The organism is Micromonospora trifolii (genome assembly GCF_050516465.1).
GTDB classification, from domain to species: Bacteria; Actinomycetota; Actinomycetes; order Mycobacteriales; family Micromonosporaceae; genus Micromonospora; species Micromonospora trifolii.
This window is the reverse complement of the sequence record NZ_CP191526.1, coordinates 2770244-2792692: the sequence shown is the minus strand read 5'-3', so window position 1 is coordinate 2792692 and position 22449 is coordinate 2770244. Positions and strand designations below refer to the sequence as shown.

21 protein-coding genes and 1 pseudogene are annotated in these 22449 nt (G+C 71.5%); 9 read left to right on the top strand and 13 right to left on the bottom strand.

Annotation, left to right across the window (positions count from 1 at the left end; all coding sequences use genetic code 11):
• Nucleotides 1-44: 44 nt before the first annotated feature.
• From ACQRWP_RS12990 to ACQRWP_RS12980, 3 genes are all read right to left on the bottom strand, one after another.
• Nucleotides 45-1064, bottom strand: a complete 1020-nt coding sequence (locus ACQRWP_RS12990) for a fibronectin type III domain-containing protein (protein ID WP_430502475.1) — start codon at nucleotides 1062-1064, stop codon at nucleotides 45-47.
• Between the two features lie 88 nt (nucleotides 1065-1152).
• The gene (locus ACQRWP_RS12985; protein ID WP_430502474.1) at nucleotides 1153-1791 is read right to left on the bottom strand and encodes a response regulator; all 639 of its coding nucleotides are present in this window, start codon (nucleotides 1789-1791) and stop codon (nucleotides 1153-1155) included.
• Nucleotides 1788-2981 (bottom strand): sensor histidine kinase, encoded by a 1194-nt coding sequence (locus ACQRWP_RS12980; protein WP_430502473.1) that lies wholly within the window; start codon nucleotides 2979-2981, stop codon nucleotides 1788-1790. Before ACQRWP_RS12980 ends, ACQRWP_RS12985 begins: the two co-directional genes overlap by 4 nt.
• Before the next feature lie 146 nt (nucleotides 2982-3127).
• Here ACQRWP_RS12980 and ACQRWP_RS12975 point away from each other — a divergent pair, with 146 nt between their 5' ends.
• Both ACQRWP_RS12975 and ACQRWP_RS12970 read left to right on the top strand, forming a co-directional pair.
• Nucleotides 3128-3886 carry an ABC transporter ATP-binding protein gene (locus ACQRWP_RS12975; protein WP_196923481.1) on the top strand — a complete coding sequence of 253 codons (759 nt, stop codon included), beginning with the start codon at nucleotides 3128-3130 and terminating at the stop codon, nucleotides 3884-3886.
• A gap of 8 nt (nucleotides 3887-3894) precedes the next feature.
• Complete coding sequence (locus ACQRWP_RS12970) at nucleotides 3895-6414, top strand: FtsX-like permease family protein (RefSeq protein WP_430502472.1); 2520 nt, start codon at nucleotides 3895-3897, stop codon at nucleotides 6412-6414.
• Nucleotides 6415-6466: 52 nt separating this feature from the next.
• Here ACQRWP_RS12970 and ACQRWP_RS12965 read toward each other — a convergent pair whose 3' ends face one another.
• Nucleotides 6467-8080 carry a ricin-type beta-trefoil lectin domain protein gene (locus tag ACQRWP_RS12965; RefSeq protein WP_430502471.1) on the bottom strand — a complete coding sequence of 538 codons (1614 nt, stop codon included), beginning with the start codon at nucleotides 8078-8080 and terminating at the stop codon, nucleotides 6467-6469.
• Between the two features lie 96 nt (nucleotides 8081-8176).
• On the bottom strand, nucleotides 8177-8599 hold the full coding sequence (locus ACQRWP_RS12960) for a DUF2000 family protein (RefSeq protein WP_430502470.1): 423 nt from the start codon (nucleotides 8597-8599) through the stop codon (nucleotides 8177-8179).
• 50 nt (nucleotides 8600-8649) lie between these two features.
• Here ACQRWP_RS12960 and ACQRWP_RS12955 point away from each other — a divergent pair, with 50 nt between their 5' ends.
• Nucleotides 8650-9453 (top strand): AraC family transcriptional regulator, encoded by an 804-nt coding sequence (locus ACQRWP_RS12955; protein ID WP_430502469.1) that lies wholly within the window; start codon nucleotides 8650-8652, stop codon nucleotides 9451-9453.
• A gap of 6 nt (nucleotides 9454-9459) precedes the next feature.
• On the opposite strand, the gene ACQRWP_RS12950 is transcribed toward ACQRWP_RS12955, so the two are convergent.
• The 7 genes from ACQRWP_RS12950 to ACQRWP_RS12920 all read right to left on the bottom strand — a co-directional run bounded on the left by ACQRWP_RS12950 (nucleotide 9460) and on the right by ACQRWP_RS12920 (nucleotide 16124).
• A complete protein-coding gene (locus ACQRWP_RS12950) occupies nucleotides 9460-10293 on the bottom strand; it encodes a helix-turn-helix transcriptional regulator (protein ID WP_430502468.1) in 834 nt (277 codons plus the stop codon).
• Nucleotides 10294-10502: 209 nt separating this feature from the next.
• A complete protein-coding gene (locus tag ACQRWP_RS12945; protein ID WP_430502467.1) occupies nucleotides 10503-11927 on the bottom strand; it encodes an aldehyde dehydrogenase family protein in 1425 nt (474 codons plus the stop codon).
• Between the two features lie 84 nt (nucleotides 11928-12011).
• Nucleotides 12012-12980 carry a quinone oxidoreductase family protein gene (locus tag ACQRWP_RS12940; RefSeq protein ID WP_430502466.1) on the bottom strand — a complete coding sequence of 323 codons (969 nt, stop codon included), beginning with the start codon at nucleotides 12978-12980 and terminating at the stop codon, nucleotides 12012-12014.
• Complete coding sequence (locus ACQRWP_RS12935; RefSeq protein ID WP_430502465.1) at nucleotides 12977-13339, bottom strand: hypothetical protein; 363 nt, start codon at nucleotides 13337-13339, stop codon at nucleotides 12977-12979. The genes ACQRWP_RS12940 and ACQRWP_RS12935 overlap by 4 nt, the downstream gene beginning before the upstream one ends.
• Complete coding sequence (locus ACQRWP_RS12930; protein WP_430502464.1) at nucleotides 13336-14202, bottom strand: extradiol ring-cleavage dioxygenase; 867 nt, start codon at nucleotides 14200-14202, stop codon at nucleotides 13336-13338. The genes ACQRWP_RS12935 and ACQRWP_RS12930 overlap by 4 nt, the downstream gene beginning before the upstream one ends.
• A gap of 30 nt (nucleotides 14203-14232) precedes the next feature.
• Nucleotides 14233-15003, bottom strand: coding sequence for a citryl-CoA lyase (locus ACQRWP_RS12925; RefSeq protein WP_430502463.1), 771 nt, complete (start codon nucleotides 15001-15003; stop codon nucleotides 14233-14235).
• Nucleotides 14988-16124 carry a CaiB/BaiF CoA transferase family protein gene (locus ACQRWP_RS12920; protein WP_430502462.1) on the bottom strand — a complete coding sequence of 379 codons (1137 nt, stop codon included), beginning with the start codon at nucleotides 16122-16124 and terminating at the stop codon, nucleotides 14988-14990. The genes ACQRWP_RS12925 and ACQRWP_RS12920 overlap by 16 nt, the downstream gene beginning before the upstream one ends.
• A gap of 198 nt (nucleotides 16125-16322) precedes the next feature.
• On the opposite strand from ACQRWP_RS12920, the gene ACQRWP_RS12915 reads away from it, so the two are divergent.
• The 6 genes and pseudogenes from ACQRWP_RS12915 (at nucleotide 16323) to ACQRWP_RS12890 (ending at nucleotide 21886) form a co-directional block, all read left to right on the top strand.
• Nucleotides 16323-17759, top strand: a complete 1437-nt coding sequence (locus ACQRWP_RS12915; protein ID WP_430502461.1) for an amidohydrolase family protein — start codon at nucleotides 16323-16325, stop codon at nucleotides 17757-17759.
• Nucleotides 17760-17763: 4 nt separating this feature from the next.
• Nucleotides 17764-18567: an IclR family transcriptional regulator domain-containing protein gene (locus ACQRWP_RS12910; RefSeq protein ID WP_430502460.1), complete on the top strand. Its 804-nt coding sequence runs from the start codon at nucleotides 17764-17766 to the stop codon at nucleotides 18565-18567.
• A 68-nt stretch (nucleotides 18568-18635) separates the two neighbouring features.
• Nucleotides 18636-19211, top strand: a complete 576-nt coding sequence (locus tag ACQRWP_RS12905) for a DinB family protein (protein WP_430502459.1) — start codon at nucleotides 18636-18638, stop codon at nucleotides 19209-19211.
• Nucleotides 19212-19415: 204 nt separating this feature from the next.
• A pseudogene (locus ACQRWP_RS12900) lies at nucleotides 19416-19505 on the top strand (hypothetical protein); the annotation flags it as partial.
• Between the two features lie 199 nt (nucleotides 19506-19704).
• Nucleotides 19705-20100, top strand: coding sequence for a DUF222 domain-containing protein (locus tag ACQRWP_RS12895; protein ID WP_430502458.1), 396 nt, complete (start codon nucleotides 19705-19707; stop codon nucleotides 20098-20100).
• Nucleotides 20101-20305: 205 nt separating this feature from the next.
• Entirely contained in the window at nucleotides 20306-21886 is a 1581-nt protein-coding gene (locus ACQRWP_RS12890) for a DHA2 family efflux MFS transporter permease subunit (protein ID WP_430502457.1), read from the top strand.
• Between the two features lie 54 nt (nucleotides 21887-21940).
• On the opposite strand, the gene ACQRWP_RS12885 is transcribed toward ACQRWP_RS12890, so the two are convergent.
• The gene (locus ACQRWP_RS12885; RefSeq protein ID WP_430502456.1) at nucleotides 21941-22402 is read right to left on the bottom strand and encodes a DUF5709 domain-containing protein; all 462 of its coding nucleotides are present in this window, start codon (nucleotides 22400-22402) and stop codon (nucleotides 21941-21943) included.
• Nucleotides 22403-22449: the final 47 nt, after the last annotated feature.

The following is a 22449-nucleotide window of genomic DNA, read 5'->3' as shown; positions in this document are numbered from 1 at the left end:
CGTCGCAAGATGTCGCGGCGTGCGCCAGACCCCGGAGTCGAGCGTTATTCGTCTGCCACCCTGCAGAGGCCGCCGTTCAGCGTGATCTCCTCCGGCAGTTGCGTGCCGGTGGCGACGAGCCCCAGCGACACGGTGCCGCCGGGCGGGATCACCGCGTTGCGGCCGGTGTTGGCCACCCGGAGGTAGCTGTTGTTGAGGCGGTCGACGACCTTCGCGCCCCAGATGCCCTGCACCTGCTGGCTTGCCCAGAATCGCCACGTCATCGTCCACCCGTCGACCGTCGTCGAGCCGGTGTTCTCGACGACGAGGTGCGCCACGAAGCCGTCCGGCCACTGCCGCACGACGGATCGGACCGCGCAGCTCGGCGGTGGCGGCAGGGTGGTCACGGTGACCGGCGCGGACAGGGGGGACAGGTGGCCGGCCTCGTCGCGGGCCTGCACCACGAAGGTGTACGCGGTGTTCGGCGTCAGCCCGCTGATCTGGGCACTGTTCACGGGCGGGTACTGGTACACCTCGCGGACCCGGGTGAGAGTGCCGCCGGCGTCGACCCGGAACACCTCGTACCGGTCGAGCGCGACGTTCTCCACCGAGTGCGCCCACCGCAGCCGGACCACCGTGGCGGCGACGTCGTACCCCACCGGTTGACCCGGCGCGCTCGGCGGTTGGTCGTCCCCCGGTGGCATGGTCAGCCGCAGGATCGGGTTGGACACTGAGCTGTTGCCGGCCGCGTCCTCCGCCCGCACCGAGAAGGTGTAGGTGCGCGACGGCCGCAGGTTGGTGATCCGGATGCTGGTGGTGTCGGTCGAGTACTGGGCGCCGGAGTCCTCGAACTGCGCGCCGACCGGGTAGCGGACCACGCCCACGTTGTCGGTCGAGGCAGCCCAGGTCAGTTCGACCCAGGTGGTGTCGATGGCGACGACCGTGATCGGCCCGGGCGCGGTGGGGCGTTCGGTGTCGTCGGCGGCGTGCGCCGGGGTCGCGCCGGCGGCGACCAGAGTTGCCGTCAGTGCGCACGCGACCAGCGCGGCGGCCCTGGACCGGATTCCTCGGAACGGATGACGCACGATGAAGTCCTCGCTTCCGGGTGACCGCAGCGGACCAGGAATAGACTGCCCTGAATTTTAGGGCAGCTGTGGTCAGGTCGGTGTCCCGTCAGCCGACGAGGCGGCGCTCCCAGGCCCAGGCGGCGATCTCGACCCGGTTGCGGGCCTTGAGTTTCATCTGCACGCTCGCCAGGTGGGTCTTGACCGTGCCGACGGCGATGAAGAGCTGGGTGGCGATCTCGGCGTTGGTCAGGCCCCGGGCGACGAGCTTCACCACGTCGAGTTCCCGTGGCGACAGGCCGCCGTCGTCGCGCGCCGGGGCCGGTGAGCTGAGGTGCTCCAACAGCCGTACCGTGATCGAGGGGCTGATCAGCGCGTCGCCGGACACGGCCGCGCGGACCGCCTCCACCAGCAGGGCCGGGCCGGAGTCCTTGAGCAGGAAGCCGCACGCGCCGTTGGAGAGCGCCGTGTGCACGTACTCGTCGAGGTCGAAGGTCGTCACGACGACCACTCGGATCGGGTCGGCGACGCCCGGCCCCGCGAGCAGCCGCAGTGCCTCAAGACCGTCGAGGCGGGGCATCCGGATGTCCAGCAGCACCACGTCCGGGCGCAGTCGTCGGGCCAGTTCGACGGTCTGGACGCCGTCGGCGGCCTCGCCGACCACCTCCATGTCCGACTGGGCCCCAATGATCATGCCGAAGCCGGTCCGGACCATGGCCTGGTCATCGGCGATCAGCACCCGGATCACCGCGTCACCGCCATCTGGAGCGGGAACGCCGCGTCGAGCACCCAGCCACCGGCGACGCCGGGCCCGGCGGTGATCGTGCCGCCGAGGGCGCGTACCCGCTCGGTGAGGCCGATCAGGCCGAAGCCGTGCCCCCGGGCCGGCGCGGTGCGCGGCGAGGCGCCGTCGTCGGCGACCCGGACCAGCAACCAGTCCGGGGTACGCCGAACGGCCACGTCCACCGACCGCGCGTCCGGCGCGTGCTGGCGGGTGTTGGTCAGCCCCTCCATCACCACCCGGTACGCCGACGTCGAGACCTCCACCGGCAGCCCGTTCAGGTCGCCGTCGACGTGCAGTCGTGCCGGCGCGTTCGCCGCGCCGTTGAAACCGGTGAGCAGCGGCTCCAGCTCGGTCACCCCGGCCAGCGGAGCCAGCGGCGCGTCCGGCGGGGCGTCCGGGTTGCGCAGGATCCCGACCATCCGCCGCATCGAGGCCATCGTCTCCGCGCCGGCCCGCTCGATCTGCTCCAGGGCGACGATCACCCGTTGCGGGTCCTGTTCGGCGACGAACCGGGCCCCCTGTGCCTGCACCACGATGCCGGTGACGTGGTGGGCGATGAAGTCGTGCAGATCCCGGGCGAACTCGGCACGCTGCTCGGCCCGGACCAGCGCGATGGCCCGCTCCCGGCCGGCGGCCACGATGCGCAGGTAGAGCCCCACCCCGGCGGCGCCGGCCGCGGCGAGCACCTGGAGCAGGCCGAAGATCACCAGGAGGCTTTCGGTGCCGACGCGCAGCGGTAGCGCGGCCACGGCGAGCCCGGCGGCCACCGCCGCCCACGGGACGAGCCGCGCCGCGCCCCAGCGGGCCACCACGAAGACCACCCCGATCAGCCCGGCCGACTCGGCGAGCCCCCAGCTGCTGCTGATCAGATAGCTGCCGTCGAAGAGGACCAGGACGGCTGCCGTCACGGCCAGTGAGGCGCAGGCGAGCACCAGCGCGGCCAGCGGCAGCAGCCGCGAACCCAGCCGGTGCACTGGCAGCCAGAGCGGCACCGTTGCCACCGCCAGCCCCATCCGCACCAGCAGGAGCAGGAGAGCGGCCAGGCTCTCCGGTGCGCCGAACCGCAGGTCGAAGAGGGCGAGCAACCCCATGGCCACCAGCCCGGCGGCCTGGGCCAGGCGTACCCACCATCGTCGAAGATCCGGCGTGCTCATGGTGACCCAGCGTAGCCAGGCGGGTGGAGGTGGCGGATCGGCCAAAAGGCAGACCCTGCGCCGGCGATACCCGGCCCCGGGCCGATGCGCCCACCCGCCGGTGGCGGCGACGCTTTCCGGGTCACCACGCAGCCACTGGAGGAACGATGACAACCCACGCCCCGCCGGAGACCAGCCACGCCGCGGTCGCCGCGGTCGACCTGGTGAAGGTGTACGGCAGCGGCGACACCGCCGTCCGTGCCCTGGACGGGGTCTCGGTCGGCTTCGGCCGGGCCGAGTTCACCGCGATCATGGGCTCGTCCGGGTCCGGCAAGTCGACCCTGATGCACTGCCTCGCCGGCCTCGACACGGCGACCTCCGGCCGCGTCCTGCTCGGCGGGACGGAGCTGACCGGCCAGTCCGACCGGACGCTGACTCGGGTACGCCGGGAGCGGATCGGGTTCGTCTTCCAGTCCTTCAACCTGCTGCCGCAGCTCACCGCCGCGCAGAACATCACGCTGCCGCTGGACCTCGCCGGTCGGCAGCCCGACGCCGAACTCCTCGCGCACCTGGTGCGGGTGCTGGGCCTCGGCGACCGCCTGAACCACCGGCCCAGCGAGCTGTCCGGCGGCCAGCAGCAGCGGGTGGCGCTGGCCCGGGCGCTGGTGGCACGGCCCGAGGTGGTCTTCGCCGACGAGCCGACCGGCAACCTCGACTCCCGCTCCGGCGCGGAGGTGCTCACCATCCTGCGCGACTCGGTACGCGACCTCGGCCAGACCGTTGTCATGGTCACCCACGACCCGATCGCCGCCGCGTACGCCGACCGGGTGGTGCTCCTCGCCGACGGGCGGCTGGCCGGCGAGATCGACAAGCCGGACCAGGTGTCGGTCACCGATGCCCTGCGTGATCTGGCGGCCCGCCGATGAGGGCGACAGTGCTGCGTACCCAGACGACCGCCGCGGCCCGGCGGCCCGGCCGGCTGATCCTGACCGGCCTGGCGATCCTGGTCGCGTCGTTCGTCGTCTTCGGCACCGTGCTGGTGCAACAGATCACCGAACGCACCGTGCGGGACAACCTCAGCGGCACCCCGGCCGTCACCGACCTGGTGATCGGCAGCGCCGACGTGCCGCCACCCACCGTGACGGACGTGCGGCAGGTCCGGGCCGTGCCCGGTGTGGCCGAGGCGGTCGCCCGGGTGGCGACCGGGGTCTCCATCGGCGAGGGGTACCTCAACCTCCAGTCCGATCCGGGCACCGGCCCGCTGAGCACGGTCCGGGTGATCGAGGGCAGCTACCCGGACCAGCCCGGCGAGATCGCGATCACGCCGCGCACCGCCGAACGGCTCGGGCTCTCGGTGGGCACCACCACCAGCGGTACCGGCGGTGAACTCACCACGCCCGCCCCACTCACCGTGACCGGCGTGGTGGACGTCGGCGCCGACGCCGGCTACGACGCGTACGCCCCGGACAGCGCCGTGATCGCCTGGGCACGTCTGACGACGGTGGAGCGCGTCGACGTGCGGGTTGTCCCCGGCGCCTCGACCGACGCGGTCCGCCAACGGGTGACCGCTGCGGTCGCCGGCCAGCCGATCCGCTCCGGCGCCGAGGTGCGCGAGGCCGAGGCCCAGGCGGCGGCCCAACAGGTCGGGAGACTCTTCATCCTGGTCGGCATGTTCGTCTCCATCGCGGTCGTCGCGGCGGCGCTGGTGGTCACCTCGACCTTCCGCATCGTCTTCGCCCAGCGGATGCGGCAGCTCGCGCTGTTGCGGGCGGTCGGCGCGAGTCGGGCCACCCTGGTGGGGGCACTGACCGCCGAGGGAGCCCTGACCGGGCTGGTCGCCGGCGTCGTCGGGGTCGCCGGCGCCCTCATCCTCGGCTACGCGCTGCCGGCGATCCTGCGCGCCACCGGCCACGCGGTCTCCTCGCCGGGCCTGCCACTGGCGGCGGCGGTCACTGTGGTGCTCGGCGCCGTCGTGATCACCGTGCTGGCCGTGCTGGCACCGGCGCTGTCCGCCGCCCGGGTCTCCCCGCTGGAAGCACTGCGGGCGGCGAGCGTCACCGCCGGCCGCCGCGGCATCGGCGTGGCGCGTCTGGTCTTCGGGCTGCTCCTGGCCGTCGGCGCGATCCTGGCGGCGGTCGGGACGATCAGCCAGTTGCCGAAGCCGGACCAGTCGGACTACGACCCGTCGATGCCGCTGCTCCTGCTGGTCGGGTCCGGCGCGCTGGCGTTCTTCGCGCTGGTGGCCCTCGGCCCGCTGCTGGTGCGCCCGGTGCTGGCCGTGGTGGGTTGGCCGCTGCGCCAGCTCGGGCCGCTCGGGCGGATGTCGGTCGGCGGGATCGGCGGGGCGCCGCGCCGGGCCGCCGCGGTCTCCGTCGTGGTCGCGCTCGGCGTGACCCTGATCTCCGGGGTGGTCATCGGCGGCGCGTCGTTGCAGATCCTCGCCGACCGTGAGATGGCGCTCTCGGCCCCGACCGACTTCGAGGTCACCAGCAACGGTGGGACGCTGCCGCCAGCCGTCGTGAGCCGGGCCGAGGCGGCGCGCGGTGCGCTGGCCACTGTGGTGCCGTACCGGATGGTCGGCGACGCCACGCTGCTGCGCGGCACCGACAAGCTCGGCGCCGTCGAGTCCGGTTACCCGACCAGCGACCTGGACCTGGCGGCGTTGCCGAGCACCGGTGACCTGGACGTGGCCCAGGGCACCCTGAGCGATCGTGGCCCCGGCCGGATCGTGCTCAACAGCTGGGTCGCGCGGGACGCGGGTCTGCGGGCCGGCGACACGGTCACGCTCGCCGCCGCCACCGGCACTGTCGACGTCCGGGTGGCAGCGGTTCTGCCCGGTGACGGGCCACTGCACGCGGGCATCCTCGCCGATCCGGCCGACCTGGACCGGCTCGGTGTGCCGGCCGCGTACACCGGTCTGCTGGCCGACGCGGCCGGCGTCGGCGAGGACGGTCGCACCGCCGGCGTGCGGGCGCTGCGGCAGGCGATCGGGGGCAGCGACGGGGTGGGCCTCGCGGTGCTCGCCGACGAACGGGACCGCAACGACGCGTTGGTGCGCACCCTGGTCTGGATCGCGGTCGGTCTGGTCAGCCTGACCGTGCTGATCGCGGTCGTCGGTGTGGGCTCCACGACCGCGCTCTCGGTGGTGGAGCGGGTACGCGAGTCCGGGTTGCTCCGGGCGATCGGGCTGTCCCGGACCGGCCTGCGCACCATGCTGACCGTCGAGTCCGGCCTGTACGGGGTGATCGGCGCGACCATCGGTCTGGTGCTCGGGATTCCGTACGCCTGGTTGGCGGTCCAGACCCTCGGGATCGAGGCACCGCTGACCACGCCGCTGCTGCCGCTGGCCGGGCTCTTCGTGGTGCTGGTCGGGCTGACCGCGCTGGCCGGGGTGCTGCCGGCCCGTCGGGCGTCGCGGGTCAGCCCGGTGGTGGCACTGGGCGCCGACAACTGAGCACCGCCGTGGGGTGGCGCCGCGCGTTCGGCGCCACCCCACGGAGGCCTGGTCAGTTGGGGTTGTTGGCGTGGGTCAGCGTCTCCCAGGCGACGAAGAGGTTGTTGGTTCCGGCCGGACGCTGTTGCAGTGTGAGGGTCTGGGTGTTGGTCATGACGTTGCCCAACCGGGTGCTCATCGCGTTGAAGCCGACCTCGGTGATCGGCCCGAGGCCCCGGGTGAGGCTGCCGCCACAGAGCCAGGAGGGCGGCGCCTCGCCGAGCTGGTAGCGCGAGTGGAAGCCGAGCGCCTGACGCAGCCGCTCACCGACCTGCGGGTACAGGTCCCGTCCCTGGATGCGGGAGGTCTCCGCGACGTGCGAGATGGCGGAGATCCCGTACCCGGTGTGGACGAAGTCGCGGCAGGTCTCCTGGGCGAGGCCGGCGACGAAGGTGGACTGGCCCTGCCAGTAGCCGATGATCTCCGCGCTGGTGTCCAGGCCGCTGCCGGGCATCGTGTACGGCAACGCGCCGTCGCTGGGCAGGTAGACGAAGGCCCGGGCGCGGTTGAGGAAGCGGGTGGCCGCCGCGTCGTACACGGCCCGGTCCTCCAGGAACACCGCGATGCCGACGGTGGCCTCCATCATGGTCAGTTCCCAGTTGCCGTTGCTGTTCGAGCCGTTGCGCACCATCGGCAGGTAGACGTTGCGCAGCATGGTGGCGAAGCGGTTGGCGTTGGGCCAACTCGTGTACGTGTACTTGATGATCTCGGCGGCCCGGGGCCAGACCGAGGCGGCCCAGCCGGTTTGCAGTGGGGCGTTGCTGCCGGTGTGCGCGGTGATCGTGGCCGACCACGCGTCCATGATCTGGATCGACTTCTGCGCGTACCGGGCGTCCCCGGTGAAGTACCAGGCGAGCGCGTCGGTGTACGCCGCGATCGCGTCCTCCCGCTCGTCGGTGCAGCCGTTGTTCGGGTTCGAGTAGGAACCGCACTCGACCACCGAACGGGGCGCCGGGGTGCGCGACAGGGAGGCGTACCGGCTGCTCATCATCTGGTTGTAGGCCGCCGCCCACGGCTGCGCCCCGGCCTGCACCCGGCCGCGGACGAAGTCGAGCTGGCCTCGGCTGACCAGCACGCCGGGGTGGGTGAAACCACCCGAGGGTGGCGGTGTGGTGCCGCCGCCGGTGGGCAGCGCCCAGGTCTGGTTGGCGGTGCCGGTGCAGCTCCAGATCTGTAGCGGGGTGCCGTCGGCCGAGCTGGGGCCGGTCGCGTCGAGGCACTTGCCCGAGGTGGGATTGACCAGTTGCCCGGCGCTGGGCGACCACTGCTGCGCTCCGGTGCCGTTGCAGTCGTAGATCTGCACCCGGGCGCCGTTGGCGGTGCTGGCGGCGGCGATGTCCAGGCACTTGCCCAGCGCCCGGATCGTGCCGTCGTCGGCCACCGTCCACTGTTGCGCGGTGGAGCCGTTGCAGGTGAAGAGCTGCACCGGCGTGTTGTTGGCAGGGTTCGCGGCGGCCACGTCGACGCACTTGCCGCCGTATCCGGTGATGGCGCCCGTCGCGGCCGCCATCGCGGGTGATGCGCCGACGACCAGGCCGGTCGGTAGGGCGAGCAGGGCCGCGGCGAGCGCGGCGGTCAGTCTGATGCGGGGGCGGCGGGGCACGAGCCCGGCCAATCGTCGCGCCATGTGGGGGTCCTTCCGGGGCGGCGAAACAACTGTAAAGTGTATTAATCATTACAGCCATACACACCGATATCAATGTCTTCGTCGCCACGGATGCCGTTACGGGTGCATGGACGCACCCTTGAGCACCTTGTCCACCACGTTGCGCGGCGCGTGCAGCGCCAGGCCCACCAGGTCGAGCTTCTCCCGTCCGACCGCCTGGACAGCGGCGCGGTTGTCCCGGTCGTTGCCGGTGGCGAACAGCTCGGAGGTGAAGATCGCCATCCGCAGGCCACGGGCGAGGGCGCGGGAGTGCGCGCCGACCAACGTCGCCCGATCCCCGACGAAGACCAGCACCGGCTGGCCGAACATCGGCAGGTAGCTGGCGCCGTCCGCGTCGCGGTACTCCTCACCGACCAGCTCCGGCAGCGTGCTCGCGATGCCGCTGACCAGGAAGGCGGTGACGTTCAGCCGTTGCCAGCTCGCCAGGTCGTTGCGAAGCAGTACGGCGATCTTGGTGGGAAAGCGGATCGGTTCGGTCATGGCGTCGAGCCTGCCCGCCCCGACGCCTACCGGTCTTGTACGTTCTTAGCGTGGTCACCCGCCCGGCGGGCTCGCACGTCAGCGCGTGGCGACCCGCGGTAGCCGGGGTCGCCGAGGTTTTCCACGCCCATCTCGTGGACCACGCCTACCCCCGGCACATCCACGAGGTGTGGACGCTGTTGATCGTCGACGACGGCGCGGTCCGCTTCGACCTGGACCGGCACCGGCACGGCGCGCTGCGCACGTCGGTCACCCTGCTGCCGCCGTACGTGCCGCACGACGGCAGCTCCGCCACACCGGACGGCTTCCGCAAGCGGGTCCTGTACCTCGACACCTCGGCGCTCGACGCCGAACTGGTCGGCCGGGCCGTCGACGAGCCGGACCTGGCCGATCCGCAGCTGCGCGACCGCATCCACCACCTGCACCAGGTACTCGCCGCACCCGGTGACGAGTTCGAGGCCGAGAGCCGACTCGCGTTCATCCTGGACCGGCTGCGCCGCCAGCTCCGCCAGCGCTCCCCGGTCGGTGGCCAGCCGGTCGGACGCGGCCTCGCGGTGCGACTACGGGAGCTGCTGGACGCCCGGACCGTCGAGGGCGTCACGCTGGGGGAGGCCGCTGAGCTGCTGCACGCCCACCCGACCCACCTGGTCCGGACGTTCACCCAGGTGCACGGCGTGCCACCGCACTCGTACCTGACCGGCCGTCGGGTCGAGCTGGCGCGTCGCCTGCTCCTCGCCGGGCAGCGGCCCGTCGAGACCGCCGTCGCGGCCGGGTTCTTCGACCAGGCGCACCTGACCCGCCACTTTCGGCGCTACCTGGGCGTCAGCCCGGCCCGCTACCCCGCCCGGAGCTGATCGCGGTCAGACGAGCTGGCCGCCGATCACGGCGAGCAGCCGCAGCTTCTCGTCGCTCGGCGACCCGGGTACGGCGGTGAAGACCAGCAGCGTCTGAGACTCGTCCGGGTCCACCAGCGTCTGGCAGTGCAGCTCCATCGACCCCACCTCGGGGTGAAGGAAGTGCTTCGGCGGACAGTAGCCGCCAGGCACCGGGTGCTCTTGCCACAGTCGGGTGAACTCCGGGCTCTTGGCGAGCAGGTCGTCGACGAGCGCCATCGCCCGCGAACCCCGGCCGTCCCGGGTGTACGAAGCGTGCAGGTGCGCCACGAGGAGTCGACTCCTCGTCTCGTGGTCCTCCACCGGGTGCAGCTGTCGTGCCGCCGGGTCGGTGAACCAGCGGTGGTGCGCGCTGCGCGCCAACCCGGTGTACCGGGTCTCGTCACCGAGCAGGGCGATGGCCGGCGCGGTCTGCGCCAGGGTCTCGCCGAGGTGGTTCACCACCTGGGCCGGGGTGTCGTGCATCCGGTCGAGGATCCGCATCATTCCCGGGTTCACGTGGTCGGCCCGCACCGCGCGGCGCGGAACGGCGTGACCGGCGAGCTGGAACAGGTGGTCGCGTTCGGCGAGGGTCAGTCGCAGGCCCCGGGCCAGCGCGGCGAGCATCTGCTCCGAGGGGTGCGGCCCGCGCTGCTGCTCCAACCGGCTGTAGTAGTCGGTGGACATCCCGCTCAACGTGGCGACTTCCTCGCGCCGCAGCCCTCCGGTGCGCCGGCGCGGGCCCCGGGGCAACCCGACGTCCTCCGGCTGGAGTGCCTCGCGGCGGGTGCGCAGGAAGCTGGCGAGTTGGGCGCGGTCCACGGTGTCTCCGATCACGAGGTGCCGGCGGCGGCGCGGCACGTTCGGTGCAACAGACGAGCCCGGGGGCGGTGTTCCGCCCGCCCCCAAGATCGCACTGGATCCTGGTTGTAGTGGTGTGCCGGGCGTTCGAAGCCACTACAACCAGGATCCAGCACGATCTTGGGGCTGACGGGGCTGACGGGGCTGACGGGGCTGACGGGGCTGGTGCGTCAGCGCTGGATGGACTTGGTCTCCAGGAACTCCTCCAGGCCAAAGCGGCCGAACTCGCGGCCGTTGCCGGAGTGCTTGTAGCCGCCGAACGGGGCGAGCGGGTTCCAGTGGCCGGCGTTCACGTCGACCTGGCCCACGCGCAGCCGCCGCGCGATCGCCAGCGCGTGCTCCGGCTCACCGAAGACGCCGCTGGTCAGGCCGTACAGCGTGCCGTTGGCGATGGCCACGGCCTCCTCCTCGTCGGCGTACGGGATGATCGTCAGCACCGGGCCGAAGATCTCCTCCTGGGCGATCGCGGAGGCCGGGTCGACGTCGGCGAAGATCGTCGGCTGGACGTAGGCCCCGACGGTCAGCCCCTCGGGCCGCTGCGGGCCGCCGAACACGAGCCGGGCGCCGTCGGCGATGCCCCGCTCGATGTAGCCGATGACCTTCTGCCGGTGGGTCTCGGACGCCATCGGCCCGATCCGGGTGGCCTCGTCGCCCGGGTCGCCGACTGTGTACTGCTTCGCGGCCTCGACGGCCAATGCCACGACCTCGTCCTGACGGGAGGCGGGCACCAGCATCCGCGGCCACGCGCCGCAGACCTGACCACCGTTGGCGAACGCCATCATCACGCCCCGCTCGACCGCGGTGGGCAGGTCGGCGTCGTCGAGAATGATGTTCGCGCCCTTGCCGCCCAGCTCCAACGCCACCCGCTTGACGGTCGCCGCGGCCACCGCGGAGATCCGCTGCCCCGCCCGGGTGGAGCCGGTGAAGGAGATCATGTCGATGTCCGGGTGGGCGGAGATCGCCTCGCCGACGGTCGCGCCGGTGCCGTAGACGACGTTGAAGACACCCGCCGGTACGCCGGCCTCGGCGGCGACCTCGGCGAGGATGTGCGCGGTCAGCGGGGCGTTCTCGGATGGCTTGAAGACCATCGTGTTGCCGGCGAGCAGGGCCGGCGCCAGCTTGGAGACGATTTGCTGGAGCGGGAAGTTCCACGGCGTGATCGCGCCGACCACGCCGATCGGCTCGCGGACGATCAGCGAGTTGCCGACCTCCTCGGTCCAGGCGAAGTCGTCGGCCAGGCTGGCGATGGACTCGACCACAGCGGCCGGGAACGCGACCTGGGCGGTCCGGGACATACCGATCGGGGAGCCCATCTCGGCGGTGATCGCCTGGGCGATCTCCTCCGTGCGGGCGGCCAGGCCGGCGCCGAGGCGGCGCAGCACGTCCGCCCGGTGCTGCGGGGTGGTCGCCGACCAGGCCGGAAAGGCGGCCCGGGCCGCGGCGACGGCGCGGTCGACGTCGGCGGCGGTGCCGGCCGGGGTCTCGGCGACGACCTCGCCGGTGGCCGGGTTCACGACGGGAAGGGTGCCGGCGGAGCCGGTGACGGTCTCGCCACCGATCCAGTGGCCTGCGACGGTGTAGGTGGAAGGTGTCATGGACCGACCGTCGCACCACTGCCGAACCCCAACCAGGTGCGGTTTATCCACGGTTCCGCGATCCCTGGCTGGGGCCCGGCCAGGTCAAAGCAGCGCGAGGACGATCCGGCCGGCGGTGGTGCCGGCGTCCTGCCGGGCCCAGGCGTCCGCGATGGCGTCGAACGGCACGATCTCGTGGTCGACGGTGAGCCGGCCGGCCGCCGCGTGTCCGGCCACCACGGTCAGCGCCGCGGCCCGCTCGGCGGTCGACAACCCGTTGTTGGTGTAGCCGATCATCCGCAGTGCGCCGCTGCGCAGCACGGCGGACTCGATGGGTGCTGTCGCGTCGGCCGCGCTACCCAGGTTGACCAGCCGGCCACCCGGGCGCAGCACCCGCAGCGCCGCCGCGGCCGGGACACCGAAGACCGGGTCGAGGACGAGGTCGATCGGCCCGTCGGCGGCGTGGCGCAACCGGTCGGCCATCGCCGCGACATCGTCGTCGGGGAGCAGCGGGACGGCGACGGCGGCGCCGAGCTCCTCGGCGCGGGCCCGTGCCGCGGCCGACCGGGCCACGGCGATGACTCGGCGGGCGCCGCCGAGCAGGGCGAGCTGGACGGCGGCCTGACCGACCACACCCCCGGCGCCGAGCACGATGACCTGGTCGCCAGCCGTCAGGCCGCCGGCGTGGGTCAGCGCCTCGTGCGCGGCGACCGCGGAGAGGCCGAGGGCCGCGAGCAGGGTCAGCGGTACGCCGGCCGGCAGCGCCACCACGTCGACGGTGGGCACGGTGACCGTGGTCGCCATGCTGCCGTCGACACCGGAGCGCATCCCGGCCGACGTGCCGAACCAGACCGCGGTGCCGTCGGCGAGCCGACCGACCCCCTGCACACCCGGCACGTACGGGGTGCTCGGCGGTCCGAAGTAGCTGGTGCCGCTGGCGCAGAGCACGTCCAGCGGGGTGATCGGCACGGCCTCGACGGTGACCGCCACCGCACCGTCGGCCGGCACGGGCGCCGGCCGCTCGGCGATCGTCGGTGCGGCGCCGCAGGTGGTGAGCAGGGCCGCGCGGATCACGTCGCGATGTCCGGGTAGGGCATCGAGAAGTGGGCCAGCCGCGCGCCGTAGGACTTCTGGTATTCCAGCGGCTCGGTGTTGTCCCGCTCGAAGAGGGCGATGAAGAGGGTCAGGGTGAGGAACGGGTGCGCGCCCAGCTCGAAGAGCTTCACGTGGTCGTGGGTGGCCAACGCCTCGCGCTCCACGTCGTCGAAGCGTAGCCAGGTGCTCGCCTCGCCGGTGTGGCAGTTCAGCACCGTGTTGGCGTACTCGGCCTCCCACCGGGCGACCAGCTCGCGCGGCTCGCTGCGGTAGCGCTCGACCAGCTCCGGGTCCCGATCGACCGTGAAGAGGAACTTGTTCAGCAGATACTTGCTCATGCCGTCGGCGCTCCGTTCGGGTACCAGGTGAAGTACGCCTCCATGGTGTGGAACAGATCGAGGGTGTCGACGTAGTCGGCCTTCACGCCGGCACCGGCCACGCCCATCATCAGCATGAAGTCCATGAAGCCGTGGGTGGCGTTGCCCGGTGAGTGCAGGCTGTCCAGGGTGACCTCGCGCAGGCACTCATCCAGGTCGCCGTTGGCGATCCACTCGACGGCCCGCTGGTCGAACTCCGGGTCCGGGCCGTGCGGGCCGAACTGCCGGGGGCCGCCCAGCTCCAGCGAGAGGTGGCCGGTGCCGATGACGGCCACCCGCAGGTGCGACGGCCACGACCCGACGATTTCCCGGATGCTCTGGCCGAGCTGGACGAAGCGCTTCGGCTGCGGCAGCGGCGGCGCGAAGATGTTCGTGTAGATCGGCACGATCGGCAGGTCGGCCTCGGGCCGCAGCGTGATGATCGGGCAGGTGATGCTGTGGTCGATGCGCAGCTCGTTGCTGAACGCGAGGTCGAAGCCGGCGTCGAGCCCGGCCCGCAGGATGTGCCCGGACAGTTCCTCCTGGCCCTTGAGCAGCATCCGTGGCAGCCCGAACTCGCGCTCCTCGTTGTACCAGTTGGCGTCATAGAAGGGCGCCTTGCCGACCAGGAACTGCGGCATGTTGTCCAGCCAGAGCTGGTGGAAGTGGTCGGAGCCGACCATCACCAGCACGTCGGGCCGGGCCCGGGTCAACGTCTCCCGGAACGCAAGGATCTTGCGGGTCCACTCGTCGGCGAACGGTGGTCGATCCTCGCCGGTGGCGGTGCTGGCCCGGTAGTAGAAGGGGTGGTGGGTGGAGGCGATGACCGCGACGATGGAGGCCATTCCCGCTCCTTTCGGGGGTGGACTAGGAGATCAGGGTTCGTAGACGGCGTTGCGGTCGACGGTGCGGTAGATGTCCATGCCGAGCGGTCGTCGTCGCTCCTCGGCGAGGTGCCCGAGCAGCCCCGCCGCGCGGGCCAGCAGGGCGAAACCGCGCAGCATCTCGACCGGGAGCCCGAGGTCGGCGAGGGCCGCCCCGCAGACTCCGGCACCGTTGAGCGGCAGGGTGCGGCCGAGCACCTGCGGGTGGACGCGTCCGATCGCCTCGAACAGCCGCAGGCGCGGGCCGTGCAGACCCTCCTCGCTGGCGATCCGGATCAGCACGGGGGTGCGCGGGTCCTGCTCCTTGTGCACGGGGTGCCCGAGCCCGGGGACCAGTCGACGCTCCTGCTTGGCCCGGGTGACCGCGTCGAGCGCCACCGCGTCGTAGTCGGTCACCTCGCCGGCCTGGGCGAGCGTGTCGGCGAGGAAGCGTCCACAGTCCTCGGTGACACCGAGGAAGCGGGAGCCGCCGCCGAGCAGGCCGGCGGCGAGCGCGCCCTGCAACGACTCGGGAGCGGACAGGTACGTCAGCCGGGCGGCGATCGCCGTCGGGGTGAAGCCGTGGTCGGCGAGGGCCACCAGCACCGCCTCGAAGACCCGTACCTCACCCGGGGTGGGACGGCGGCCGGCGACCAGCCAGTATGCCAGCTCGCCAAAGCCCACCGTACCCATCAGGTCGGCGGCCAGGTCCTGCCCGAGCAGGGAGATGGTGGTCGGATCGGAGGTGCCGATCCCGGTGGGGAAGCTCAGCTCTTCAGCCACGCGCGGATCTCCTCGCCGTGTTCGTCGAGCCCCGGTGGCGGCAGCTCGTACCGGGCCGGGGTGTCGGAGAAGGTGATGGGGTTGCGGACGCCGGGCACGTCGCCGACGGTGACGACCGGGTCGAGCCCCAGCTCCTCGGCGAGCGCCACACCGCCGTCGATGGTGTTGATCGGCGCGCACGGGACGCCGGCGGCGAGCAGGTCCCGGAACCACTCGTCCTTGGTCCGCTTGGCGAGGCGTTCGACCAGCAGGGGTCGCAGTTGCTCGCGGTTGGCCGTGCGGTCCTGGTTGCGGCCGAAACGACTGTCGTCCGGCAGGGCGGGCAGGTCGAGCACCTGGCAGAGCTTGCGGAACTGCCCGTCGTTGCCGGCGATGACGATCAGCTCGCCGTCGGCGGTGGGCAGTGGCTCGTACGGGAAGAGGCTGGGGTGCGCGTTGCCCATCCGGAACGGGACGGTGCCGCCGGCGACGTAGCCGCTGGAGTGGTTGACCAACCCGGACAGTGCCGAGCTGAGCAGGTTGACCTCGACGTGCTGCCCTCGTCCGGTCTCGCCACGGTGGTGCAGCGCGGCGAGGATGCCGATGCTGGCGTGCAGCCCGGCCATCACGTCGAAGACGGAGATCCCGGCGCGGTACGGCGAGCCGTCCGGGTCGCCGGTGAGGCTCATCAGACCCGAGATGGCCTGCACCATGAGGTCGTAGCCGGGGAAGTCCCTACCGGCGCCGGTGCCGAAGCCGCTGATGCTCGCGTACACGATCTTGTCGTTGTTCGCGGTGATGGTGTCGTAGTCGAGGCCGAACCGGGCGAGGCCACCGGGCCGGAAGTTCTCGATCAGCACGTCGGCGCGGCGGGCCAACTCCTGGGCGGCGGCCAGGTCGTCGGGTTTCCTGAGATCCAGGGCGACCGACCGCTTGTTGCGGTTGATGCCGAGGTAGTACGTCGAGACCCCGTCGCGGGTGGGCGGCATCCAGGTGCGGGTGTCGTCGCCACCGGGGCTCTCCACTTTGATCACCTGGGCGCCCAGGTCGGCCAGGAGCATCGTCGCGTACGGCCCGGCGAGGATCCGGGAGAAGTCCGCGACGAGCAGGCCGGCCAGTGGGCCTGTCGATTGCTGCACCATGTTCCCGCCCGTTCTGCGGACACCTGTCCGCCGGGACAGCTTGCGATACCGCACCGTGCGTGTCAACGGTGCGTTTGTGGCGCGGGACCACACTCTTGACACGAATGGTGACCGGGACCACGCTTGCGCCACTCGGGCTGGCCGCACAGCGGACAACAGTCCGGATTCCCCTCGTACTCCGAAAGGAATGGGTGGCGAATGAGCGCAACCGACCGGCCGGTGGTCTTCCGAAACGGCCTGGTTCTCACCATGGACGACGCGCACACGGTGCTGCCCGGCGCCGACGTGCTGGTCATCGGCGGCCGGATCGCGCAGGTCGGCGTCGGCCTCACCGCACCCGACGACGCCCTGGAGATCGACGCCACCGACGGCATCCTCATGCCCGGCATGGTCGACACCCACCGGCACCTGTGGCAGACCGCGATGCGCGGGTACGGCGCCGACTGGACCCTGACCCAGTACTTCGTCTGGTACTACCTCGAGTCGGGCAGGCTGTTCCGGCCCGAGGACGTCTACGCCGGCAACCTGCTCGGCGCGATCGAGGCGATCGACGCCGGCGTCACCACCACTGTCGACTGGTCGCACGGGTTGCAGACACCCGAGCACGCCGACGCCGCCGTGGACGCCCTGGAGGCGGTCGACGGACGGTTCGTGCTCGCCTACGGCAACATCCAGCAGGGGCCGTGGGAGTGGGCCACCTCGCCGGAGTTCCGCGACTTCCACCGCCGCCGCGTCGACGGTGGCAAGCTGGCCGGCTTCCAGTTGGCGTTCGACGTCACCGGCGACCCCGCCTTCCCGGAAGGGGCCGCGTTCGAGGTGGCCCGGGAGCTGGGCGTCGCGGTGACCACCCACGCGGGCGTGTGGGGCGCCACCAACGACGACGGCATCCGACTGATGCACGAGAACGGGTTCATGAACCCCTCGACCGTGTACGTGCACGCGGCGACGCTCACCCAGGACTCGTACAACCGGATCGCCGCGACCGGCGGCTCGGTCTCCGTCTCCACCGAGAGCGAGCAGAGCGCCGGCCAGGGTTACCCACCCCCCTGGCAGCTGCGCCACCACGACATCCCGGTATCGCTGTCGATGGACACCAGCGTGTGGTGGAGCGGCGACCTCTTCTCCGCGATGCGGAGCACGCTCGGCGCGGACCGCTCCCGGGAGCACCTGGAGGCGCACGCCAAGCAGGAGACCATCACCCACTGCCACCTGCGCGCCGAGCAGGTCGTCGAGTGGGCCACCCGAGGCGGCGCCCGCGCGCTCGGCATGGACGCCATGATCGGCGCCCTCACCCCCGGGCGTCAGGCCGACGTCGTCCTGATCAAGAACGACGCCTCGCCGGCGATGTTCCCGATCCTGAACCCGCACGGTCACGTTGTCTTCCAGGCCCAGCGTGCCGACGTGCACACCGTGCTGGTGGGTGGCCGGGTCGTGAAGCGGGACGGTCGCCTCGTCGGCGTCGACCTCGCCGCCGCGCGGGCAGCTGTGGCGTCGACCATCGATCACCTCCGCGAGGCGATGGGGGAGGAGGCGTGGCAGCGGGGCATGAACCCGGACGTCCCCGAGACCGCGATCCTGGAGAACCCGTACCAGTACACCGAGTGGGACGCCGGGTCGGCGCAATGGAAGCATTAAGGACATGAGTGACAACGGAAGGGGCGCCGGGCCCGACTTCATCGAGGCTCTCGCCCGTGGCCTCGACGTCCTGCGCTCCTTCCGTCCCGCCTGCCCCTCGATGACGCTCAGCGAGCTCGCCGCCGCCACCGGCCTGGCCCGCCCCACCGTCCGGCGCATCCTCATCACGCTCGAATCGCTGGGCTACGTCCGCGCGGTCGGCCGCGGCCACACCCTCACCCCGCGCGTCCTGGAGCTGGGGATGGCGTACGTCAACGCGCTGAACATGTGGGACGTGGCCCGGCCGCACATGGAGAAGCTCGTCGCGCAGACCAACGAGTCGACCTCGATGGCCCAGCTCGACGGCAGCGACATCGTCTACGTCGCCCGGGTGGCCGTCCCCAAGATCGTCACTCTGGGCGTCACCATCGGCACCCGTTTCCCGGCACCCGCGACGTCGATGGGCAAGGTCCTGCTCGCGGCCCTCCCACCGGACACGCTGGAGACCGTCCTCGCCGAGCCCAGCCGCTCCGGCATCACGCCGCGCTGGCAGCCCGCGCCGGGCGACCTCGACGCCGTGCTGCGCGAGGTCCGGGCGAAGGGCTGGGCGCTCGCCGACCAGGACCTGGCGCCGGGCATCCGGTCCGTCGCCACCGGCGTACGCGACGGCGACGGGCGGGTCGTCGCCGCCATCAACGTGACAGTGCACGCCGCCGAGACCTCGCTGGAGACCCTGCGCGAGGAGCACCTTCCGAAGTTGCTGCGCGCGGCCGCCGACATCGGGCACGACTGGGCGCTCACCGCCGCCGTGCCGGTGGTCACCGCCTAGCCGAGCTAGACCTCACGTCGGATCGTCCGGGGCAACGCCGACACCCAGTCGGATGCCATAGTGCCGCGATGAAGGCAGACCTGCACAGTTACTTGAAGGGCGGCCGCGACTCGCTGCTGTGGAAGCTCGACGGGCTCGGCGAATACGATATTCGGCGTCCGTTGACCCCGACTGCGACCAACCTGCTCGGTTTGGTGAAGCACTCGGCGGCCATGGAGATCCTCTACTTCGGCGCCGTGTTCGGCCGACCGTTCGAGCAGGAGTTGCCGTATGTCGGCGACGGGGCGGAGACCAATGCCGACATGTGGGCGACCGCGGATGAGACCCGCGAGGAGATCGTCGCACTGTACCGTCGCGCGATCGCCCACGCCGACACCACCATTGAAGCCCTCGCTCTGGATGAGGTCGGCCGCGTGCCGTGGTGGGGCGATGCGGCGGTCACGTTGCACCACGTCCTGGTCCACGTCATCGCGGAAACCCAACGGCACGCCGGCCACGCTGACATCGTGCGCGAACTCATCGACGGCGCGGCCGGGCTGCTGCCCAGGAACGACAACCTGCCTCCCGTGGACGAGTCATGGTGGCTGGACCACCACCAGCGAGTGGAGCAGGCTGCCCTCGACGCCAGCAAGCGCAGCAACTAGTTCTCTGCCGGTCATGGCAGCCAGATCGATCACGATGACTGAAGGCGTCGAACTCCTGTTCTAGATTTGGGTCGTGGTCGAAGAGTTGACGCAGGCAGAGGGCGCCATCACGGCTGTGCCGATACGGCCACCTGGGCACAGTCCGAGGGCGAGCTGACCGCCGCGCTCGACACCGCGTACCGCATCGAGCAGCGTCTCGCCGCAGTGAAGGTGGCCCTGATCCGTGAGCTCGACGGCCGAGGCACCGCCACCGCGCAGGGCGCCTCCTCCACCGCGGTCTGGCTCCGCGAACGCTTACGCCTCACCATCCCGGCCGCCCGCCGCCTCGTCGACCTCGCCGCCGTGCTGGACACCGGCAACCCCGGGGTACGCCACGCACGGCCGATGGCCACGTCACCCTGGATCAGGCCCGGGTCATCGCCGACACGGTCGACAGCGTGCAGACCGCCGCCGGTCCCGAGGTCGCTGACAAAGCCCTCGGAGTGCTCGTCGAGTGGGCCGGGCAATTCGATCCCACCCTCTCGACCACGTCGCACCCGACATCGCCGACGCCGCCGCCAAAGCCGCCCTGGATGCCGAGGCCCGCCGCGCCACCCGCGACCGCCACCTCACGCTCTCCACCCTCACCGACGGCCGCCTGCGACTCACCGGCACCCTCGACACCGGCCTGCACCTCACCCCCGCGGCCGTGCGCCGTCTCGCCTGCGACGCCACGATCCTTCCCGCCGTCCTCAGCGGAGCAGGCCAACCACTCGACCTCGGTCGACAACGTCGTCTCATCACCGGCCCTCTCCGGCGAGCTCTGGTGCTGCGGGACGGGGGCTGCGCCTGCCCTCACCGCGCTGATCCGAACCGCGACCCGCTTCTAGCTCGCGGTTCTGCCGGCTGATCGCCACCCCGACGTCCGGCCACAGTCGCACGGCCGATCGGATACGCGGTCGGGCGGTCACGAAATCCGGCGGCGAATCGTCACAGCTGGCGGTTAGTCTTCCTGCGCGCGTCGTCGTCCTGGCACCTCGCGCCCCGCGCCCGGTTGGCGCGGCATCGCCGCCACCGCCCACCATCGGCCGGCTCAATCGACTTCAGGAGAGTTAGTGACACAGCAATCCCTCGCGACCTCGGACAAACTCGACGGCGCGGTGCTCAAGGTGGCCGGCGTCGTGGTCATTGGCGCGATCATGTCGATCCTCGACGTGACGGTGGTCAGCGTGGCGCTGCCCAAATTCCAGAGCGAGTTCGATGCGTCCTACGCCCGCGTCGCCTGGACCATGACCGCCTACACCCTGGCTCTCGCCACCGTGATCCCGCTCAGCGGGTGGGCGGCGGACCGGTTCGGCACAAAACGGCTCTACATGGTGGCGCTGGCTCTGTTCACGATCGGGTCGGGGCTCTGCGCCATGGCCGACACGATCGGCGAACTGATCGGTTACCGCGTCCTTCAGGGCCTCGGTGGCGGCATGCTCATGCCGCTGGGCATGACCATCATGACCCGGGCGGCCGGGCCGCACCGGATCGGCCGGTTGATGGCCGTCCTCGGCATCCCGATGCTGCTGGGGCCGATCGGCGGCCCGATCCTCGGTGGCTGGCTGATCGACACCGCGAGCTGGCACTGGATCTTCCTGATCAACCTGCCGATCGGCGTCATCGCCCTGATCTACGCGCAGGTCGCGCTGCCGAAGGACGCGCCCGAGCCGTCCGAGTCGTTCGACTTCGTCGGCATGCTCATGCTCTCGCCGGGCCTCGCCCTCTTCCTCTACGGCGTCTCGTCCCTGCCGGAGACGGGCACCTTCGCCGAGACCAAGGTCTGGGCCCCGATGCTGGTCGGCGGCGCGCTGGTGGTGGCGTTCGTGCTCTACTCGTTCAAGCCCCGGCACCCGCTGCTCGACCTGCGGCTGTTCCGCAACCGCAGCCTGACCATCGCGTCGGTGACGATGTTCGTGTTCATCATCGCGTTCATGGGCGCCGGGCTGCTGTTCCCGAGCTACTTCCTCCAGGTGCGCGGTGAGTCGACGCTGGCCGCGGGTCTGCTGATGGCCCCGCAGGGCATCGGCGCGATGATCACCATGCCGATCGCCGGCACGCTGGCCGACCGGGTGCCGATCGGGCGGACCGTCCCGTTCGCGCTGGGGCTCATCGTCGTCGGGTTCTTCGGCTTCACCCAGGTCGACCCGCAGACCTCGTACTGGCTGCTCGGTGGGTCGCTGTTCGTGATGGGCCTGGGCATGGGCGGCACGATGATGCCGATCATGACGTCGGCGCTGCGGACATTGTCGGCCAACGACGTGGCCCGCGGCTCGACGCTGGTCAACATCCTCCAGCAGATCGGCGGCTCGGTCGGCGCCGCCGTGATGTCGGTGATTCTCACCAACGAGCTGAACGGCTCCCGGCCGATCCCCGGCCTGGTGGACGAGAGTGGCAAGCCGGTCACCGAAGCCGGGCTGGCCATCGCCTCCCAGCAGCGGCCGGAGCTGCTTCAGCAGATGCCGGTGGACCCGTCGCTCATCGAGCGCGGGCTCGACTTCGCCGCCAAGTCGTTCGCCAGCACGTTCTGGGTCGCCTTCGCGCTGGTCGTGCTCACGATCATCCCGGCGGCGTTCCTGCCGCGCCGACGTCAGCCGGCGCAGCTCGACGACCCGCAGGGCGAGCAGGTCAGGACGCCCGTCGTCATCCACTGACCGACCCCGCCGCGCTCGGCACCCGATGAGGTGCCGAGCGCGGCGGGTACGGCGTCAGCGCAACGGCCCGTCGCCGGGCCCGTCCGGGTCCTCGACCAGGTGGATCGCCGCTTCCTCCGCGCTGGCGGCACCCGCGTCGATGCCGGCGTCCCACGCCACCGACTCGGCTTCGTCGTCCTCTCGGACGCCCTCGTCGTAGGCGACGAGACGGCCGGCGCGCGCCTCCGCCTCGTATCCCCGGCGGGTCAGCTCGTCCTCGTCGTCGCCACCCTCGGCGTACGGGTCGACATCCGGCACCTCTTGGGCGAGGTGTTGCTCCAAGGACTCGCCCGCCCGCTCCTCGGCCGGCGTGGTGCCGAACCGGTTTGCCGCCGTCCAGTGGTCCTCGGCGATGATGCCGGTGTCGAGGGGGTCGCCGACCCGGTTGTCGTCGAGGGTGTCGGAGGCGTCCAGGACGCCGTCGTCCTCGGCCACGTTCCACTCGTCGACGGAATCCATCCGTTCGGTCTGGCTCACGGCGGTCTCCTCTTCGTCACGGTGCAGCAAAGCGCTCAGCCTATGAC

What these genes read in the sequence shown, in the direction of transcription:
- ACQRWP_RS12905 (WP_430502459.1), top strand. Translation starts at nt 18,636, where the DNA reads ATGAAGGCAGACCTGCACAGTTACTTGAAGGGCGGCCGCGACTCGCTG.
- ACQRWP_RS12960 (WP_430502470.1), bottom strand. Translation starts at nt 8,599, where the DNA reads ATGACCGAACCGATCCGCTTTCCCACCAAGATCGCCGTACTGCTTCGC.
- ACQRWP_RS12980 (WP_430502473.1), bottom strand. Translation starts at nt 2,981, where the DNA reads ATGAGCACGCCGGATCTTCGACGATGGTGGGTACGCCTGGCCCAGGCC.
- ACQRWP_RS12945 (WP_430502467.1), bottom strand. Translation starts at nt 11,927, where the DNA reads ATGACACCTTCCACCTACACCGTCGCAGGCCACTGGATCGGTGGCGAG.
- ACQRWP_RS12975 (WP_196923481.1), top strand. Translation starts at nt 3,128, where the DNA reads ATGACAACCCACGCCCCGCCGGAGACCAGCCACGCCGCGGTCGCCGCG.
- ACQRWP_RS12910 (WP_430502460.1), top strand. Translation starts at nt 17,764, where the DNA reads ATGAGTGACAACGGAAGGGGCGCCGGGCCCGACTTCATCGAGGCTCTC.
- ACQRWP_RS12915 (WP_430502461.1), top strand. Translation starts at nt 16,323, where the DNA reads ATGAGCGCAACCGACCGGCCGGTGGTCTTCCGAAACGGCCTGGTTCTC.
- ACQRWP_RS12920 (WP_430502462.1), bottom strand. Translation starts at nt 16,124, where the DNA reads ATGGTGCAGCAATCGACAGGCCCACTGGCCGGCCTGCTCGTCGCGGAC.
- ACQRWP_RS12930 (WP_430502464.1), bottom strand. Translation starts at nt 14,202, where the DNA reads ATGGCCTCCATCGTCGCGGTCATCGCCTCCACCCACCACCCCTTCTAC.
- ACQRWP_RS12935 (WP_430502465.1), bottom strand. Translation starts at nt 13,339, where the DNA reads ATGAGCAAGTATCTGCTGAACAAGTTCCTCTTCACGGTCGATCGGGAC.
- ACQRWP_RS12965 (WP_430502471.1), bottom strand. Translation starts at nt 8,080, where the DNA reads ATGGCGCGACGATTGGCCGGGCTCGTGCCCCGCCGCCCCCGCATCAGA.